General features: G+C 35.0%; 26 protein-coding genes. 2 read left to right on the top strand and 24 right to left on the bottom strand.

The window, feature by feature from the left end:
- The 3 genes from CHB72_RS00265 to CHB72_RS00255 all read right to left on the bottom strand — a co-directional run bounded on the left by CHB72_RS00265 (position 1) and on the right by CHB72_RS00255 (position 2,784).
- A complete protein-coding gene (locus CHB72_RS00265; protein WP_330396941.1) occupies positions 1–1,665 on the bottom strand; it encodes a terminase TerL endonuclease subunit in 1,665 nt (554 codons plus the stop codon).
- 49 nt (positions 1,666–1,714) lie between these two features.
- Entirely contained in the window at positions 1,715–2,284 is a 570-nt protein-coding gene (locus CHB72_RS00260) for a hypothetical protein (protein WP_089280857.1), read from the bottom strand.
- A 119-nt stretch (positions 2,285–2,403) separates the two neighbouring features.
- Positions 2,404–2,784: an HNH endonuclease gene (locus CHB72_RS00255; RefSeq protein ID WP_089280856.1), complete on the bottom strand. Its 381-nt coding sequence runs from the start codon at positions 2,782–2,784 to the stop codon at positions 2,404–2,406.
- A gap of 442 nt (positions 2,785–3,226) precedes the next feature.
- Between CHB72_RS00255 and CHB72_RS00250 the strand changes: the two genes are divergently transcribed.
- A complete protein-coding gene (locus tag CHB72_RS00250; RefSeq protein WP_089280855.1) occupies positions 3,227–3,415 on the top strand; it encodes a helix-turn-helix transcriptional regulator in 189 nt (62 codons plus the stop codon).
- Entirely contained in the window at positions 3,387–3,581 is a 195-nt protein-coding gene (locus CHB72_RS28175; RefSeq protein WP_089280854.1) for a zinc ribbon-containing protein, read from the top strand. Before CHB72_RS00250 ends, CHB72_RS28175 begins: the two co-directional genes overlap by 29 nt.
- On the opposite strand, the gene CHB72_RS00240 is transcribed toward CHB72_RS28175, so the two are convergent.
- From CHB72_RS00240 to CHB72_RS00155, 21 genes are all read right to left on the bottom strand, one after another.
- Positions 3,547–3,888 carry a hypothetical protein gene (locus CHB72_RS00240; RefSeq protein ID WP_089280853.1) on the bottom strand — a complete coding sequence of 114 codons (342 nt, stop codon included), beginning with the start codon at positions 3,886–3,888 and terminating at the stop codon, positions 3,547–3,549. The two genes, CHB72_RS28175 and CHB72_RS00240, sit on opposite strands and share 35 nt — an antisense overlap.
- Positions 3,889–4,048: 160 nt before the next feature.
- Positions 4,049–4,486: a hypothetical protein gene (locus CHB72_RS00235; protein WP_176431112.1), complete on the bottom strand. Its 438-nt coding sequence runs from the start codon at positions 4,484–4,486 to the stop codon at positions 4,049–4,051.
- Between the two features lie 23 nt (positions 4,487–4,509).
- Positions 4,510–4,740, bottom strand: coding sequence for a hypothetical protein (locus tag CHB72_RS25790; RefSeq protein ID WP_141131271.1), 231 nt, complete (start codon positions 4,738–4,740; stop codon positions 4,510–4,512).
- Positions 4,741–4,767: 27 nt separating this feature from the next.
- A complete protein-coding gene (locus tag CHB72_RS00230; RefSeq protein ID WP_089280851.1) occupies positions 4,768–5,163 on the bottom strand; it encodes a hypothetical protein in 396 nt (131 codons plus the stop codon).
- Positions 5,164–5,205: 42 nt separating this feature from the next.
- Entirely contained in the window at positions 5,206–5,457 is a 252-nt protein-coding gene (locus tag CHB72_RS00225) for a DUF551 domain-containing protein (protein ID WP_089280850.1), read from the bottom strand.
- An 81-nt stretch (positions 5,458–5,538) separates the two neighbouring features.
- Complete coding sequence (locus CHB72_RS00220; protein WP_089280849.1) at positions 5,539–5,925, bottom strand: hypothetical protein; 387 nt, start codon at positions 5,923–5,925, stop codon at positions 5,539–5,541.
- Positions 5,926–5,994: 69 nt separating this feature from the next.
- Positions 5,995–6,189, bottom strand: a complete 195-nt coding sequence (locus CHB72_RS00215) for a hypothetical protein (protein ID WP_089280848.1) — start codon at positions 6,187–6,189, stop codon at positions 5,995–5,997.
- Positions 6,190–6,261: 72 nt separating this feature from the next.
- Positions 6,262–6,606 carry a hypothetical protein gene (locus CHB72_RS00210; protein ID WP_089280847.1) on the bottom strand — a complete coding sequence of 115 codons (345 nt, stop codon included), beginning with the start codon at positions 6,604–6,606 and terminating at the stop codon, positions 6,262–6,264.
- Positions 6,607–6,738: 132 nt separating this feature from the next.
- Positions 6,739–6,957, bottom strand: a complete 219-nt coding sequence (locus tag CHB72_RS00205) for a hypothetical protein (RefSeq protein WP_089280846.1) — start codon at positions 6,955–6,957, stop codon at positions 6,739–6,741.
- 37 nt (positions 6,958–6,994) lie between these two features.
- Positions 6,995–7,510 carry a Holliday junction resolvase RecU gene (locus tag CHB72_RS00200; RefSeq protein ID WP_242974989.1) on the bottom strand — a complete coding sequence of 172 codons (516 nt, stop codon included), beginning with the start codon at positions 7,508–7,510 and terminating at the stop codon, positions 6,995–6,997.
- Between the two features lie 18 nt (positions 7,511–7,528).
- On the bottom strand, positions 7,529–7,690 hold the full coding sequence (locus CHB72_RS26140) for a hypothetical protein (RefSeq protein ID WP_176431111.1): 162 nt from the start codon (positions 7,688–7,690) through the stop codon (positions 7,529–7,531).
- Between the two features lie 20 nt (positions 7,691–7,710).
- Entirely contained in the window at positions 7,711–8,466 is a 756-nt protein-coding gene (locus CHB72_RS00195; RefSeq protein ID WP_089280844.1) for a rolling circle replication-associated protein, read from the bottom strand.
- 357 nt (positions 8,467–8,823) lie between these two features.
- The gene (locus CHB72_RS00190; RefSeq protein ID WP_089280843.1) at positions 8,824–9,012 is read right to left on the bottom strand and encodes a hypothetical protein; all 189 of its coding nucleotides are present in this window, start codon (positions 9,010–9,012) and stop codon (positions 8,824–8,826) included.
- 45 nt (positions 9,013–9,057) lie between these two features.
- Positions 9,058–10,050, bottom strand: coding sequence for a DUF3102 domain-containing protein (locus CHB72_RS00185; RefSeq protein WP_089280842.1), 993 nt, complete (start codon positions 10,048–10,050; stop codon positions 9,058–9,060).
- A 16-nt stretch (positions 10,051–10,066) separates the two neighbouring features.
- Complete coding sequence (locus CHB72_RS00180; protein ID WP_089280841.1) at positions 10,067–11,653, bottom strand: PcfJ domain-containing protein; 1,587 nt, start codon at positions 11,651–11,653, stop codon at positions 10,067–10,069.
- 11 nt (positions 11,654–11,664) lie between these two features.
- Positions 11,665–12,042 (bottom strand): hypothetical protein, encoded by a 378-nt coding sequence (locus CHB72_RS00175; RefSeq protein WP_089280840.1) that lies wholly within the window; start codon positions 12,040–12,042, stop codon positions 11,665–11,667.
- A 2-nt stretch (positions 12,043–12,044) separates the two neighbouring features.
- The gene (locus CHB72_RS00170; protein WP_089280839.1) at positions 12,045–12,596 is read right to left on the bottom strand and encodes a 3D domain-containing protein; all 552 of its coding nucleotides are present in this window, start codon (positions 12,594–12,596) and stop codon (positions 12,045–12,047) included.
- A 30-nt stretch (positions 12,597–12,626) separates the two neighbouring features.
- Complete coding sequence (locus CHB72_RS00165) at positions 12,627–12,830, bottom strand: FHA domain-containing protein (protein ID WP_089280838.1); 204 nt, start codon at positions 12,828–12,830, stop codon at positions 12,627–12,629.
- Between the two features lie 186 nt (positions 12,831–13,016).
- Positions 13,017–13,181, bottom strand: a complete 165-nt coding sequence (locus CHB72_RS26135) for a hypothetical protein (protein WP_176431110.1) — start codon at positions 13,179–13,181, stop codon at positions 13,017–13,019.
- Positions 13,162–13,899 carry a BRO family protein gene (locus CHB72_RS00160; protein ID WP_176431109.1) on the bottom strand — a complete coding sequence of 246 codons (738 nt, stop codon included), beginning with the start codon at positions 13,897–13,899 and terminating at the stop codon, positions 13,162–13,164. Before CHB72_RS00160 ends, CHB72_RS26135 begins: the two co-directional genes overlap by 20 nt.
- Positions 13,900–14,046: 147 nt before the next feature.
- Positions 14,047–14,739 (bottom strand): Rha family transcriptional regulator, encoded by a 693-nt coding sequence (locus CHB72_RS00155; protein WP_176431108.1) that lies wholly within the window; start codon positions 14,737–14,739, stop codon positions 14,047–14,049.
- Position 14,740 lies beyond the last annotated feature (1 nt).

Genomic DNA, 14,740 nt, shown 5'->3' with positions numbered 1-14,740 from the left:
CTATACAACTTGTACTGCAAAATCATCTCCCCCAAATAACATATCTTGTTGCAACAAATAAGTAGCAATAATCAACCCAACAACCATATCTACTTTGCCGGAAGATTTTTTCTTATTGACGTATTTATTTAGATTTGTATCTTTTGTGCAACGTGCATTTTGAAAGTTTATTTCCAGCAGCAGGTTTTCGCAGTACTGAAAAACCTTATTTAGAATACATTCATACAGCAGCTTTGTCGGCATGTGAAGTACGCTTGAATGTTGTTTTACTTCTACGCATTCATATTCGGCCTCTTCAAATTTCTGAATAGAACTAATTGCGTTGTATCTGTCATATCCTATCTGAACCACTTCAACTCCAAATTTTTCTTCGATACTTAAACGTAGAAATTCTTCGGATCTCTTGTCACTACCCATTATGAATGCCTCTATAAATCCATAATCAATAATCTCATCTCCACACTCAAAACAAACCCCATCTTTAATTAATCTATTGTAATCCACGTCTTCTTTTTTTGTTTTTATAGCCTTTCTTCCTGCTGGTATGTATCCCCATGCCATACAATATAGTTTCCCGTCGTGCCATGTCACCATCACCACTGCTGTATTGTCATCGGATTGAGAAAGGTCAATCCCTATAAATACTCGTTTACCTTTCCAAAACTCAGGGTCATATTTAATCTTACACTCTCTAACCTTGGTAATTTCAACAAACCCTTCGACTCCCAGACTCTTATATTTGATGTTATTGTGCTTACACAGGTAATTTTCTCGCTTGTTTTCATAATCAGCAGCATCTTCCCGCATCTCCTTGATAGCCTCAAAAACATGTTCATTAGTAACGGCTACGGGGTTTGCTTGATAGATAATCAAATCTTCAGTTTTCCATTGGTCATCTGATAAAAATTGGTCATCTGGCTCATAGAGCAGTGAAAACCGTCGTTTACTCCTGCGCAACCCATCTAAGGTTTTCTTTGAGATGTCGATTTCATCGATCATCCCGTTGTTATCATTGGGATACTGAGTACTGATTATGATACCTAATTTATTAAAGAGTGTGATTTGTGATGATCTCATAGCTTCAATCGGATAGCTGTCCATGGCCCCTGCCTCATCGGCAAGGAATGCATTGGCTAATTTCCCGTCCATTCGATCTTCGCTATAGGCTAGTGGAGTGTATTCGCTCTCAGTCAGAAGACATCGAATTTCACTTCTGAGAATTTTAAATGCATTGTTTTCTACTAGCATTGGACTGACTTTAATAATCTTTCTAAGTGCCAGCTGTAACTCTTTAGAGAGTTTTAAATCGGGTGCCACGGAGAAGAACCTGCTGAACTGCGGATCTGTTAACATTAGCAGAATAAAAATAACCGCAGCATTGAAGGTCTTGAAATTTTTTCGAGATATCTCCAAAACAGCAGTTATATAATATCTAATATCTTTACCCTGATCATTTCGAAGCTTTGTGCAAAGTACAGCTACGATCAATAGCCAGGCATAATCCTCTAGCCCCTCATCAAGCGGACACTGTAAATCCGGATGCACCATTAAACTTAACAACGTACAAACCTGTTCTAATGCCTCTTCATCAACGTACGCTTCATCATCTTTACCGTCTGCTATATCCAACCATGCTTGTGCTTGTTTCTTGACGTATTTCGGCACTTTTCTGTTTTCGGGGATTACACACCATTGAGCGTATTTATATGCCCTGCTATCCTGTACCATTTCCCCGTTTACCTTTCAGAGCTTCCAAAAGTGGATTCTTTGATTCATCGACCTTCTTCGGTATGCTCCTCAGTGCCGCCGCAATAGTCATTATGTTCTCCTTTTCAATATCAAGTAACATCTTCCGTTTGCTCTGCACTTGACGATCTAGGGCGATTATTGTATTCTGGAGATTGTTTTTCATTCTGTAGTACGCACTCAGTGACATCTCCTCAGATTCAATTCGGCTTTCCTTATCCTTTGTGAGCTCTTGCAAATCTCTGTAAAACGATTCTCTCTTTTCTTCGAAATCTTTACACTCAGCTTGTAGCATACAGTATCGGTTTATCACCGGCTCATATATTGCATCATTTTTTTTAATCTGTTTCAGTAACTTATTGATCCTTAAGAATTCCTTGTGTGCTGTTGGGTTGTCTTTCACCTCAGGACGTTCTTTCAATGCCGTGCCCGTTGAAAGAGCTTCTTCACCCTTACGGCGTTGCTCCAATTCTGCTTTAGTCCTGTGGGATTTTTTTTCATTGGTCAATACGGAAAAAGGCTTTGGGGGTGTCGGCATTAAGATCAACTCCTTTCAAAATAATTTTAAAACCTGATGTGGGAATATTTTATCTTCTGATGGGGGTATGTGGTGTTGGCGGTCTTGATAAATTTACCTGCTACACCTCGGGGGGTACCCTATTGAGCCTCTTGCTCTTTTATTATGTCTAATATTACTTTTAAAGGTATATCCCCCTTCTCTGCCAATTCATGATGCCTTTCGCATATAGTAATGAGATTGTCATTATCTAGTCTTTTATCGAAAGCATCTTCTAATGATTCTGCATGATGTACCTCTAGATCAATGTAGTTGTATTGCTTGAATGTATCATATAAATTTCTGATGCATATCTGACAGAGATACTTATCTCTTTGCTTGATCTCTTCTCTTTTCTTTTGCCATGCTTGTGTCCATCTGAACCTATCTTTCTCATTTCCTTTTTTCTTTCTCTGTGGCTTTTTACCACAGTCGTATTTACTGTCGTGTATTCTCATACAATATTTGCAGCTCTTAAGCATACTATCAATCAACTCCAAAAGAAAAAGAGTCTATTCGACTCTAATAATTTTTCAAAAATAATTACCAAAATTTATAAAAAAAGTATTGACTAGCACGATACGACGTGCTATAATTATATTATAGAAAGGAGGTGAGACAGTGGATGACATAATAAAAGCTCTTACAGCAGTATGGTTGGTTCTCCAGATAGCGTCCAAGCTCAAAGAACTAACCAAAAAAGAGTAAGAGCCAGAGGGGCGAAAGCCCCTCACCTTCTAAAATAATTATATCATACACTGGAAATTATGAAAACAACTAACAATATCTTTTCAATCTTTCTAATCTTATTTGTCATTTTGAAAATTGTTGACCTATCTAACCCAACATGGATAGACATTGTAATAATGATCTTATTTGTGACAAACTCTATACTAACAATTATAACCTCAAGGAAGTGATTTTATGCGATTACGTGAAATTAGAGAATCTCAAAATTTAAGCGTTCCAAAACTCGTTGAATTATCTGGCGTACCACGCCGCACAATTCAAGACATTGAAAAGCGTGGTGACTGCCTTGTATCAACTGCCCTGAAGCTTGCCAAAGCTCTAGGTGTAACGCTTGATGAACTATGCTCAGAAAAGCAGGATTAATCTCCTGCTTTTTTCTTGTATAGAAAGAAAAGAGCCTATTGGCTCCTTCTACTCAAAAGGAACCTACATTTGTAAAAAGTGTGGCCAAAGAGTTGTGTTAGATGACCACACCGATACTTTGCCACCATGTCCTAAATGTTATCACACAGAGTATCGTAAAGCTTAGTATCGATAAAATTTTTTATTGCATCGTCTGAATAGCCAAAGATTTTACCTAATACCCAGTGATCATAGACGTCTTTTGGTTGTTCAGGCATTTTTTTTATAATTTCTATCAAATAATCATCCTTATATATCCACAATGTTTTCCAATCATCCGATAGATCTTCCACATATGCTTTTAATTGATACTCTTTTACTATTTCCCTAGCCTCTTTTAAGTATCTCTCTTGTATTGCTACTACAGCTGTTGGTTTTCCAGTTTTAATCATATAACAATAATTATCTACTTGCCCTTTTAAATAATCGTTCATGTTATCATTCCTTTTATTTGCTATTTTGCATTTATATAGTTAACTTCATACATTACATCACTCCAAAAGAGAAAACCCCATTCAACTGAACAGGGTTTCTTAGTAATAAGTGGGGGTTTTGATAATTCTACTCAATGCCATAATAACACATTTTGCCCCCTTAAATGTCGCATGATTGTCGCAGACTTGGCTCCTCTACTAATCCTAATTCAATGGCTATAGCTATCAGTATTCCATCTATCCATCTATACAGAGTTGCCCGATCTATATTTAATTCCTTTGCTATTCCCATATCACTTAGGAGCTTAGGTCTTGTCCAGTATTTAAGTTCTACTAGCTTATATTTATGCTCATCAAGTTCACCTATAACTATATCTATAGATCTTATAGTTTCTTCAAGCTTTTTAATTCTTTTATTGGTTATTAATCTAAGCGATTTTGATTCTACTACGTTGCTAATGCTACTTCCTCTAATGCCCATGTTATCTTCCGATACTCCAGCATCTCTGATATCATCTTTGGCCTCTTCTAGATCTTTTTTTGTTTGATGATAAAATCTTAGCTCTGCTTCTATATAAGTTTTTATTTCTTTTCTCAAGATCATTCCCCCTTTATGACGTTCTATCCGATTTGCAGGTCTTTTATATGATACTCTCTTATAACGTATCCTCTTTCCCTTACTTCTACAAAACATCTAGTTCCTAGATTTGTGTAGTAATTAACTTTTGCTCCTGTTTTTCTCACTTTCATTTTCTTTATGCACTTACTGCAGTAGGATTTGTTCCCAATGACGATTAAATTTATAGCATTTCTAGATGATTTTCCGCAGCAGTAACACTTTAATATACTCATCCAGCTCACCCTCTTATATCAAAGTATTTAGGCTTCGAGTTTATATTTTATAGCTTGTGCTCTTTCAATGTTGATTTTACCTTTTGATGAAATAGATATTTTAGCCTTGGTCATTCCATTGATTTCGATAGTTGTTCCCTTGATTTTTTTATTTGCTATTAAGAAAACGACGAAGTTCATAAGATTATGTATATCCTCTTCAGCAATTAAATCAAATCCCATTTTTTCCGCCTCTTCACCAAAAAGTTGTTGAATCCTTTGCTTTGCCTTTTCTATCTCAAGTTCTTTCTTCGCCTCATATTCTGCTTTCTCACATTTACAATACTTTGTTGCTATTTGATTTTTTTCTTCTTTTGTAGCCTCATCTGGACACTCTATCATAATCATTTCATTACAATGCTTGCAATAACCTATATCACACATTATCAAAACCTCCTCTTCATTACATCAAATAATTGAAATGTGTCACTTTAGTTTGTACGGCTTGGGTAGTAGTTGCCATGCTAAAACACATTCTTTTCTTAAAAAATCAGGTAATGATTCGCCATTATAAACAGAAAATTCATTATTACACTTTTCAAATTTCTTGTCTTTTGAGAAAAATATATATCCTACCACTTGTGCTTTTTCGCCTTCATTGTTCTCTAAAAACAAAAGAACATGTTGATTTACTTCTGGAAGTTTATCACTTACTGAAATCCAGTTATTTTCACTCATTTAAATGCCTCCCCTCATTAACTCCTAAGTATAGATAGCTTCGGCAGCTGCATCCGGTGATTGAAGTGCGTATTGAGACAGTTATTTTTCATACCTTTCTTTTAATTTCTCATAAAGTTTTTTGTTGGTTTCTTCTTGTTCTAATCTTTTTTGCTCTGCTGCTTCTTCTTTTTTCTTTTTTAATTTATCAGCTTTTTCTTTTTCTACTTGTTTATAATTAGCAATAAAATCTTCGTCATATAGCATAGTATCAGTTATATCAAATGATATTTCTTCATCGCTACAACAACTACAACCAGATGGCTTTCTTAAAACAGCTACCAAACCTCCATAATCCTCCATTAAACATCCATCATAATTCCAACTAGGATGTATAACTTGAACAATATCTCCTACTCTTTTGGTGACTTTTTCACATAATTCATTAAACATATTAACTTCTTCTGGTGTCATTAAATTTTCTTTCATTATTTTCACCCTTTCATGTTTCGTATTTTCTAAAATAGATGCAACTGCATACTGTAATTGAAATGTGACTTATTTTGGCTTTTGATAGCTCACATATAAATCTTGTTTTGGGTCGCTTTCGAGCCATTGCATTGCGCAATTTTGATTTTTTTCAGCATTACAAATTTTTCTGTCAGATTGACAGTCCGAACAAATATTATGTCCTTTTGCTAGTATTGTTGCTAATTTCTCTTTGCTCCCAATAAATTTTTCGTACCAAGTCAATTTATTTCCTCCTTTCAATGTCGCATTTTTTAAAGATCTGGCAGTTCTTTATATTGTAGTGTGACATTAACTTTATTTCTTTTGGTTTGGTAATTCGCCTTTTAAAGCTTTATCAATGAGTTTACTTCCTATTGCATGAAACCTCTGATATTCAGGATTCTCGGGGTCATTGTTCCAACCAAGATATTCTTTGGGAGGTTTATTTAATGCATTGCTATACATGGTGCATGTGCCACCTTCAAGCTTCATTTTCCTAATGAATTCATTAGGCATCTTACCTTCAACATACAATTTGATTAACTCATGATTTACCATATTTAAAATTCCTGTCATTACTAAAACTGAATACCTTAATTCTTCATAAGTTGGTCTACCATTTAACTTACAATCTTCAATAATATCGCTTAAATTTCTCATGAAATCAAACCTCCTTAACTTCGTATGATATAAAGAGTAAGACTATCAGCAATATGTACAGCAGATAGCGTAACCATTTATTATTGCGGTGCAAGTTCATTCCCCCCTTTCGGATAGATCCTAAAATATAACTTATATTAATTTCTTAATACTGGTTAAAATACTTCTTTGCCCTATAAAATAATCAGTATCTATTTGGGTATGACTTTTTAATGCCTCAGTCACTTCGATGCTTGTTCTATCTATAAAATTTTCGATAGCAGTAATTTTATTTCTTAATATCTCATTATCTTCTACTAGCATTGTGTTATCTTCGTCTAGTATCTTGTTATATTCTTCTTGTCTTTCCAAAACTACAACCTCCTTTTTGTTTCACATATTCTAAAAACTATATCACCTCTAAAGCAGCTAAGTAATCTAGTACAATTCCATGCCTAGATTTAACCTCTATCATGCTTTTTACTGGTATATAATTGTACCCATGTTTCCTTTTATTTTTCTGCCATCTGTCCCAGTAGTAGATAGCAACTTCACCAGGTATATAAAATCGCTTATTCAGTGGTAAGATGAAACATAATAGGAATGTTATCTCGCCCACCTCCGTGGCATTTTTCATATACTCGATTTGATGAGCCTCTATGTTTTGTAAAGGAAGGCCTTTTTCTTCAATGGTCTCCTTGCAATCAAATGAAATTGAAATTCCTTCTGATACAGTACCTCTAAAATCTAGTGTGCTTTTCCCTTCTGGAAATGCTGATGTAATTCTTTTTCCTTCTCTAATCACTTTCCATGGAGTACTGATTTTTTGAATTAGAGCAATTCCTCTTTCTTTATATTGATTGTTGGCCATCATGACTTCTTTCTCAAAAAACATTCCCTTGTTGGCCATGTAATTATTTTTCAAAATTTTGTGCCCCCTTAGCTAATGATTTTCCTTTTGGTCTTTTTTTCTAAAATAGTTTGTTTTTGTACAATATTCATCTGCTTTCTTGATTTCACTGGTAATAAAACATTTCCCTATAGTTGATACTAACTCACCCTCTTTAAAAAAGTTGCACTTTCCACAACAATTACTATCACTCATGACTTCTCTCCTTCCTTTTTTTATATCTGCAGCTTCCTCATTTTTATATAGATATGAGTACCAGCTGTAATCTCATTTACCTCTACCTTGCATGAATTTAATATGTATCCTGGATATTTCTTAGAGAAAAATTCTCTATCCTCTGGTGCCTTTGCTATCTCTTCAATTTTTTTCTTGCTTTTATACCTGCTGTCACTCACCTCTACTTTAGGTTGTTTTAGGTTTTTTGATTGAGTCCATCTTTTGCTCCCTCTAGGGTCCTTGGATATATATCTTGCTAGAGCCTCATAACCATATTCATCTGCTTGTAGCCTTTTTGTATTTGCCCAGCCCTTTCCCCATAGCTCCTCTACTTTGTCCCTATCTATTCCTCCACTCATGACAATATGATGATGGAGTCTTGCTGTCTCCCCTCCCTCTTTTTCTTCTCTATACTCAATTACTGCTATGTATTTTAATGCAGGTAATCCATTTCTCTTTATGTGATATTTTGCTCTCCTGAAAAAATTTTTTATATCTTTTCTAGCTTCTTCTTCATTTTCTGGCAAATCCTCATCTCTGTATGAAAGATGGATAGCAAGATCTTCATCCGTAAAATTTGTATTGATTAATCTTATTAAATGCTTTTTTGAATTTTTATCATTCAACCTTTTCTGTTTTGGAACTGTTAACTTTTTCTTTTTTGCCCTAGGTTGCTTTTTTTGTCTTAATGATATAGGAAATATCTCCACCTCTAATATTGGTCCACTGAATATTCTTTTCTCTCTATATGGCATTTCTTTTTCCCCCGGTTTTAAAAATAAAGGGAGAAGATCTGTTTCTCTTCCCCCTCTTGTCCCCCTAATTTCTTTTTTTGAAATTTGGGAGAAATAGAAACAAATATCTATTATCTATTAATTTTCTATTTGATTTTTCTTGTCAGTTGATATTTTTTCTATTTACACTGTTTCGTCGATTCGTTAATACCTATTACAAGCCCGAAAAAAGCTTGATATTGCTGTAAAATATTGACTTTTCAGTGTAATTATTTTACAATTGAATTAAAGGTTTTTCTTAACCTCTGATAGAAAACACATTACTCTTACTTTGCCGGTAGCGTAATGTGTTTTTTCTGTGCCTTATTTTTGAAAATCTTATTCTTCAACTATTTCACAATCCTCAAAATCAACCATGTATAGTCCTCTCTTATTCATATAATCCGTTAAATAGTTTTCTCTCCAGGTACCTACTACCCCAAGGACGATTCCTATTGATTTTGAGTACCAGAATGTTGCTCTTATGACCCTAACAATTTTTATTTTTTTAGGCAATGGCTTCTCCATGTCATCTTCACCTCCGATGATCTGTGCCACCTTTAGTCCTGGTATTCATAAGTTTTCTTTCATCTTATCCATTAACTTAATGACAGCATTCTTATGTTTTTCAAAATCCTCTTGACCTTCTGATGCTCTTATTTCCTCTAAGGAATCTAACAGGTCATTAAAGTCTTTGACTAACACTTTAAAATGCACCGAAAATTCTACTTTAGTTTTACTGCTTTCATTGCTTTGGCTTGCTTTTTTTCTCAGCTCATTTAACTCTTTTTCTATTTCCTCAGGAATTTTTTCAACAATGGTTTCTGCATTCACTTCTACAGGTTTTTCCTGCAGCTGCTTTTCCAACTCCTCTATTTTCCTTTTATAATCATTCAATTCTTCCTGAGTTTTTTTCAATGATGCCTCTAACTCTTCAACCTCTTCACTATCACCGGATGCTTCAGCTTCTTGAAGTTTCTTCTTTGTTAATTCAAGTTCTATATGAAGGTTTTCTGCTCTTTGATAATGTTCTTTATTTGTTTCCTCTAGTCTGTTATAGCTTTTTGAGACTGTTTCATATAATTGATGCTTTGTTTCCACTTCTTTTTTGGTAGTTTCTAACTTTAGTTCTAATTCTTGCTTTTCCTTAATAGCCTGCTCTTTTTCCTTGATAGCTCTTTGAAGTTCTCTAGTAGACATATTCTCTACTTCATTCTCTTCTATGAATTGTTCCCTTTCTTCTTTGGGTACACCTAAGAGTGCAACTGCCTGTGAATAGCTTAAATTCCCAAACGCTTGGGATTTTGCCTCTCCTAAAAGGCTTATTTGATCTGCTCCATATTCCTGAAAAATCCGCATTAAATTATTTGCCGTACTTTGAGAATAATCAACTGATTCCTCTAACCACTTGCCCCATTCCCCATGTGAAATCAAGGTTTTAGCCTCTGTAAGCCTCCGGCCTATCTCAATACTGTTATATAGTACTATTTTTCTAGTTTGGTTTTTTATATTGTTTATTTCAGCTGCTATAAGGTCGGGGGTCCTGTTTATGGTAACTTGGTTCATCCTCTCTCCTCCTTGTCTATGCTGGAATAGCTATCTTTTCTTTATTTTTCTTGCTTTTCTTGTTTAATTTCTCTTCCGTAAAGACTTCTATAAATTCTTTTGCTTCATCATTGGGGTTGCAATTGTTCTTGCCTCTCACTTGAGCCACCCTGTTTTCTCGCACCTCTACAGTGAAATATGATTTATTAGGTTCATTAATTTTTCTGATAAATAATATCGCTGTTTCTCCCTTTGCATACCTTTCAGCATAATTTCCGACACAATGGTTAAGGGCTTTTCCTTCTTCTATTAATTCCAGTGAGCTTTCTGCTGGCCTAACCATCAGGTTTTTGTATTCAAATTTTAGATTTTTTAGTTTCCTAGATCTCTCTTGGATTTTTTTGTTGAATTCTTCATTTTCTTTGATTTTTACTTGTTTGATAGTATTTTGATGAGCTGTATAAATATTTTTAGGAAATAACACATTTTCTTTTGTGAGGTCTTTTTGAAGTTTAATGCAATCTTCGATGTAGTCTCTCCATGTAGTGAGTATTTGAGGCTTTGAATTTAAGTGTTTTATATCTTTTTTCCTCTGCTTATCGATATAGTTCATAATTTTCCTGCCAGTTGTGTATTGAGCCACCACTTTTAATTCATCGAAACAGTATTCATAGTCTTCTTTTAGCTCAAGTGCTTCTTCTACAGACAGATTCCACTTGTTCTTTTTCGCCATTTGAAGTATTCTGAGAAAAACAAATGTTATATTGATTTTGATTCCTTTTCTTTTGAGTTCATTAATCTCAGTTAAATCTTTTTTATCAATTTTTAGAACACTAAATAAGTTTTTCCCTCTCCAATTTATAGCACTGTATGTCCTGTCTCCCTGCAATTTGCCTCTAACTAGATTGCTGAATCCTAGCTTTGTTAGATACTCTATGCAAGGATATTTTGTGTATAGAGCAAAAAACTCCACCATGTCCTTATGATCATATTGCTCCCATCCACTCCAGCTGTAAGGTGTATCTTTTACAGCTGCTTTGATACTTTCTACGGAATATCCTACATAATCTATATAGGATCGATTGAATTGATAAAAATAGCAATGTACATTTTGAATCCGTTCATATCCTCTTTTTCCGTGAACCCATTTCCCCCACCATGTGCATTCCCTGAACATAATCGGTCCGTCTTCCATATCAAAGTCAAAAATGTACCATACTTCGTTGTGAAATTTAGTTTCAACATTTTTGTAATCCCCTCTATAATCTCTGATCACATTTATTCCTCTAGCTACTATTGCCTTGGGATTTTTTACGGATTTTTCATACCATGTAAAGTATCCTTCATCTACCATTTGCTTTCTGCCACGTCCACTGGCCTTTATAATGCACCAGCTGTTACATTCTGGACATGTAGTCTTCTCATTGTGCTTTAAACTCTTAGTCTTAAATTCTTTTCTACAGTGTGTACAATAGCCATATTGCTGTTTCTTTACCCTATGGGTAAATATGTACCGACTGCTTAAAAGTACTTCGTTGGTAACATAATCAACTAGCTCTTTACTAATCTTTTTAGGAAAGTGAGCTAAATAATTCTTTGCTTCCTGTTTTGCTAATTCTGGCATATCCACACCTCCTACAATAACTCTTCAAGCTTAATATCAAAGTCTATCTTCTTCTTTTCTACAGCTGGCTTACTATCAACACTAACTAACTCTGGTGGTTCTGGAACCTCTATTTTTACTTCCGCTTTTATACCGTAATAGTCCAGAACTGCTTTAAATCCTTCCTCTAGGGTTAGCATTGCAAAGTTTCCTGTTTTCTTTTTTCCTGCAACCTTTTTCATTGCATCTAAGCTTTTGGCTATGGTTTTGCCCTCTGCTAGAATTTTCTCTGCTGCCTCTGGGTTTTTGTTTAGATGCTTTAAAAGAAGCTCTCCGATCACCTGGTTATATGAGTTATTGCTGTTCTGATTCACTTCACTTCTTATCTTTTCAATTGCTTTTTCAAGCATCGCTAATTCCTCCTTTGTAAAATTACATCTAATTCTTTTACTCCCCACTCAACAGCCTCTTTATGGGAATTCATTACTATGTCTAACCTTAAATCTTTTCCTCTCCTTAGGGCTGCTCCGGTGTCCTCTATAACTGCATTGCCATAGCCAGGTATATATAGTTTGGTTCCGTATTCAAGCTTGTCCGGATCTGCTGCAGCCACCCCTATTGTAGGTGTAGTCCCTGTCGCAGTGATGCTTGGGTCCTCATCAGCACATATTCCTGATACGTTGTCCATTGGAGAGTATGCTGTTACTCTAGCTCTTATAACTCGTAGTCTTTCTACCTCTTCCTCTAATCCATTGATTCGCTTTTTATCTTTAAGCAAAATCCCCTCTAGTATCTCCTTTTTATGCTGCAATGCTTTAAGTTCCTCAAGTAGCTGGTTATTTCTTTCATACATCATGGAAATCTGCTTTTGTCTTTCACTGATGATAGTTCGAAATCCAACTACCACCATAAGCAAAACAAGTATATATATTAGGTTGATAGCCCCATTTGATTTGATTTTCAAAGTATCTCCCCCTTAACTCTTTCACTTCAACTACTGCTTATCCTTATTCAGTAGTTGGCCACTTTGCAGGTTTATAGTTTTAAGCTGTTCATGATTCAGGAATAAGGTTGCAGTAGAACCAAAATTTATAATGTAATAAATGTTGCCATCTTCTTCTGTTATTTCCTCTACCTTGATTGCAATTTTTTCACACTCTGATATGTGTACACAAACTGTTGTCCAAGGATTTTCCATGAAGGTTTCCCCCTTTAATTTCCATATTGAATTTATTTCAAACTTTGTGATATACTCTAAGTAGTGATATGTTTTAAGCTCTTGTTTGCTTGGTGGCGGCAAGAGCTTTTTCTATTTTTAGATATGTCCTTCTAGCTAGTAGATAAAGTTTAAAGTCTTTCATACTTCCACTAAAAGCTGTTATTCTCAAATTTCCACCTCCAGCAAAATCAATTCTTCCTCTATGGCATCCTCTAATTCTCCAAAGGTTTCAATCTGCTGATGATGTACCATCTGCTCAATGTTTTCCATTGCTTCATCAACTCCTATAGCCTCGATTAACTTCTTGATTTTAGTTGTCAATGCTTTCACTGCTACACCTCCCCTCTACCTTCTCTCTTAATACTGTTATTTTGTTGATTCCTCCTCTTGTCCCACCTGTCTCCTTGCCTTTTACGGTTCTTTCTGCTTGGCACAAACTATCAGTAATGGATTTTGATACTGCTGCTAGGCTCATATTCAACTTTCTGTCGTTTGCAAGGATTCTTAGTGCCTTTTTTACACCAGAAGCGTACATGTAGATAAATGTTTCTTCTTCGTAATGCACATTGTTTACTCGTTCAAACTCCTGTCTTAATGGTCCTTGACCTAATCCATTATAATCTACAGCAGGAGTAAAGTGTTTTAATCTAAAAAATGGTTCCATGCCATGTAAATCAAGTCCAGTCAATACTTTGAAATCATGTAACGTTACTATTGGGAGTCCTTTGTACCACTTTATATACCAAGCAGGATTAGGAGGTGCTAATTTGATAGGTTTACGGAGAGATTCAATTATATCCCATACCCAATCCATAAATGCATCTGCTTTAGGTTGTCTACTCCAACGACATATTTCATATAACCCTTTGGGTGAATAAACTGTTGTGTTGTATTCTTTCCCATCAGTACCCCTCAATTTGAGGGTAACTGAAAATTTATCCAGCCTTTCTTTGTGTCGTTTATGTAAGTTGTCTATAGCTTTTTGAGCGTCTGAATAGTCTAAAGCTCTACCTATTTGCTTTTTAGTCAATCTTCTTCCGTGTTTCAAGATTTTTCACTCCTTTTCTTTTTCATTGCCTCAATTAAGATATTTGCTAAATAAGGTATTGCTGGTTCTACCCAGTCTAAGAATTGTTCTTCTGTAAGTTCTATTGGATGAGATTTGATAACTTCTATCCAACCTCCTTAAAATAGTCTAAATATCTATTCTATCCTGACGATTTGCTATTTCTATCTCTCTTAAGAGCTTACCGCTCGGATTCCACGTTTTAAGATATTCCTTAGCTTTTTCATTCTCAATTCTAGGTGTGTTTCTGTAACTACTTACTTGAAAATAATCTTTAAAATCCTTCCATATCTGCGAAAAAGCAGTAGTTCTTATTCCTTTATCTATATAAGCTGGACTACCTTTCCCTCCGATAATTTTTAAAGCTACTGATTGTGCTAGTACCTGTAATTCTCTTTGCTGTCCATAATCAATAGTCATGTTTCCCTCAAGCTTAGATAGCCTTTGCTCATGTTCTTCCACTACTTCATATTGCAATCTTAATTGTTCTAATGCTGACAACTTTTTAGGTTGTTGTAATAGTTGCTCCATATCATGAAATTTATTAATGTATTTAGCAGTAAAAACAGCACCCTTCTGTCCAGTAAGCTTATGGGCAATGAATTCACAGCCTTTTTTAGTGATTTGATAGTTAGGCCTTTCTTGGTTATTCCTATCTTTGTATGTGCTCTCTGTGAAAAATTCGCCCAAGGGAAAATTCCCTGCGGCTAGATAATCGATATATCTCCTTATATCTTTAAGTAATTCACTATGCTCCTTTCCTACCATATCAGCTACTTCTCTACTATCTAAACTGACTTTGCTTACAATCAAATCTTTCATC

The organism is Anaerovirgula multivorans (assembly GCF_900188145.1).
GTDB lineage: Bacteria > Bacillota > Clostridia > Peptostreptococcales > Natronincolaceae > Anaerovirgula > Anaerovirgula multivorans.
Note: the sequence above shows the minus strand (reverse complement) of the source record. Positions and strands in the feature narration are given on the sequence as shown.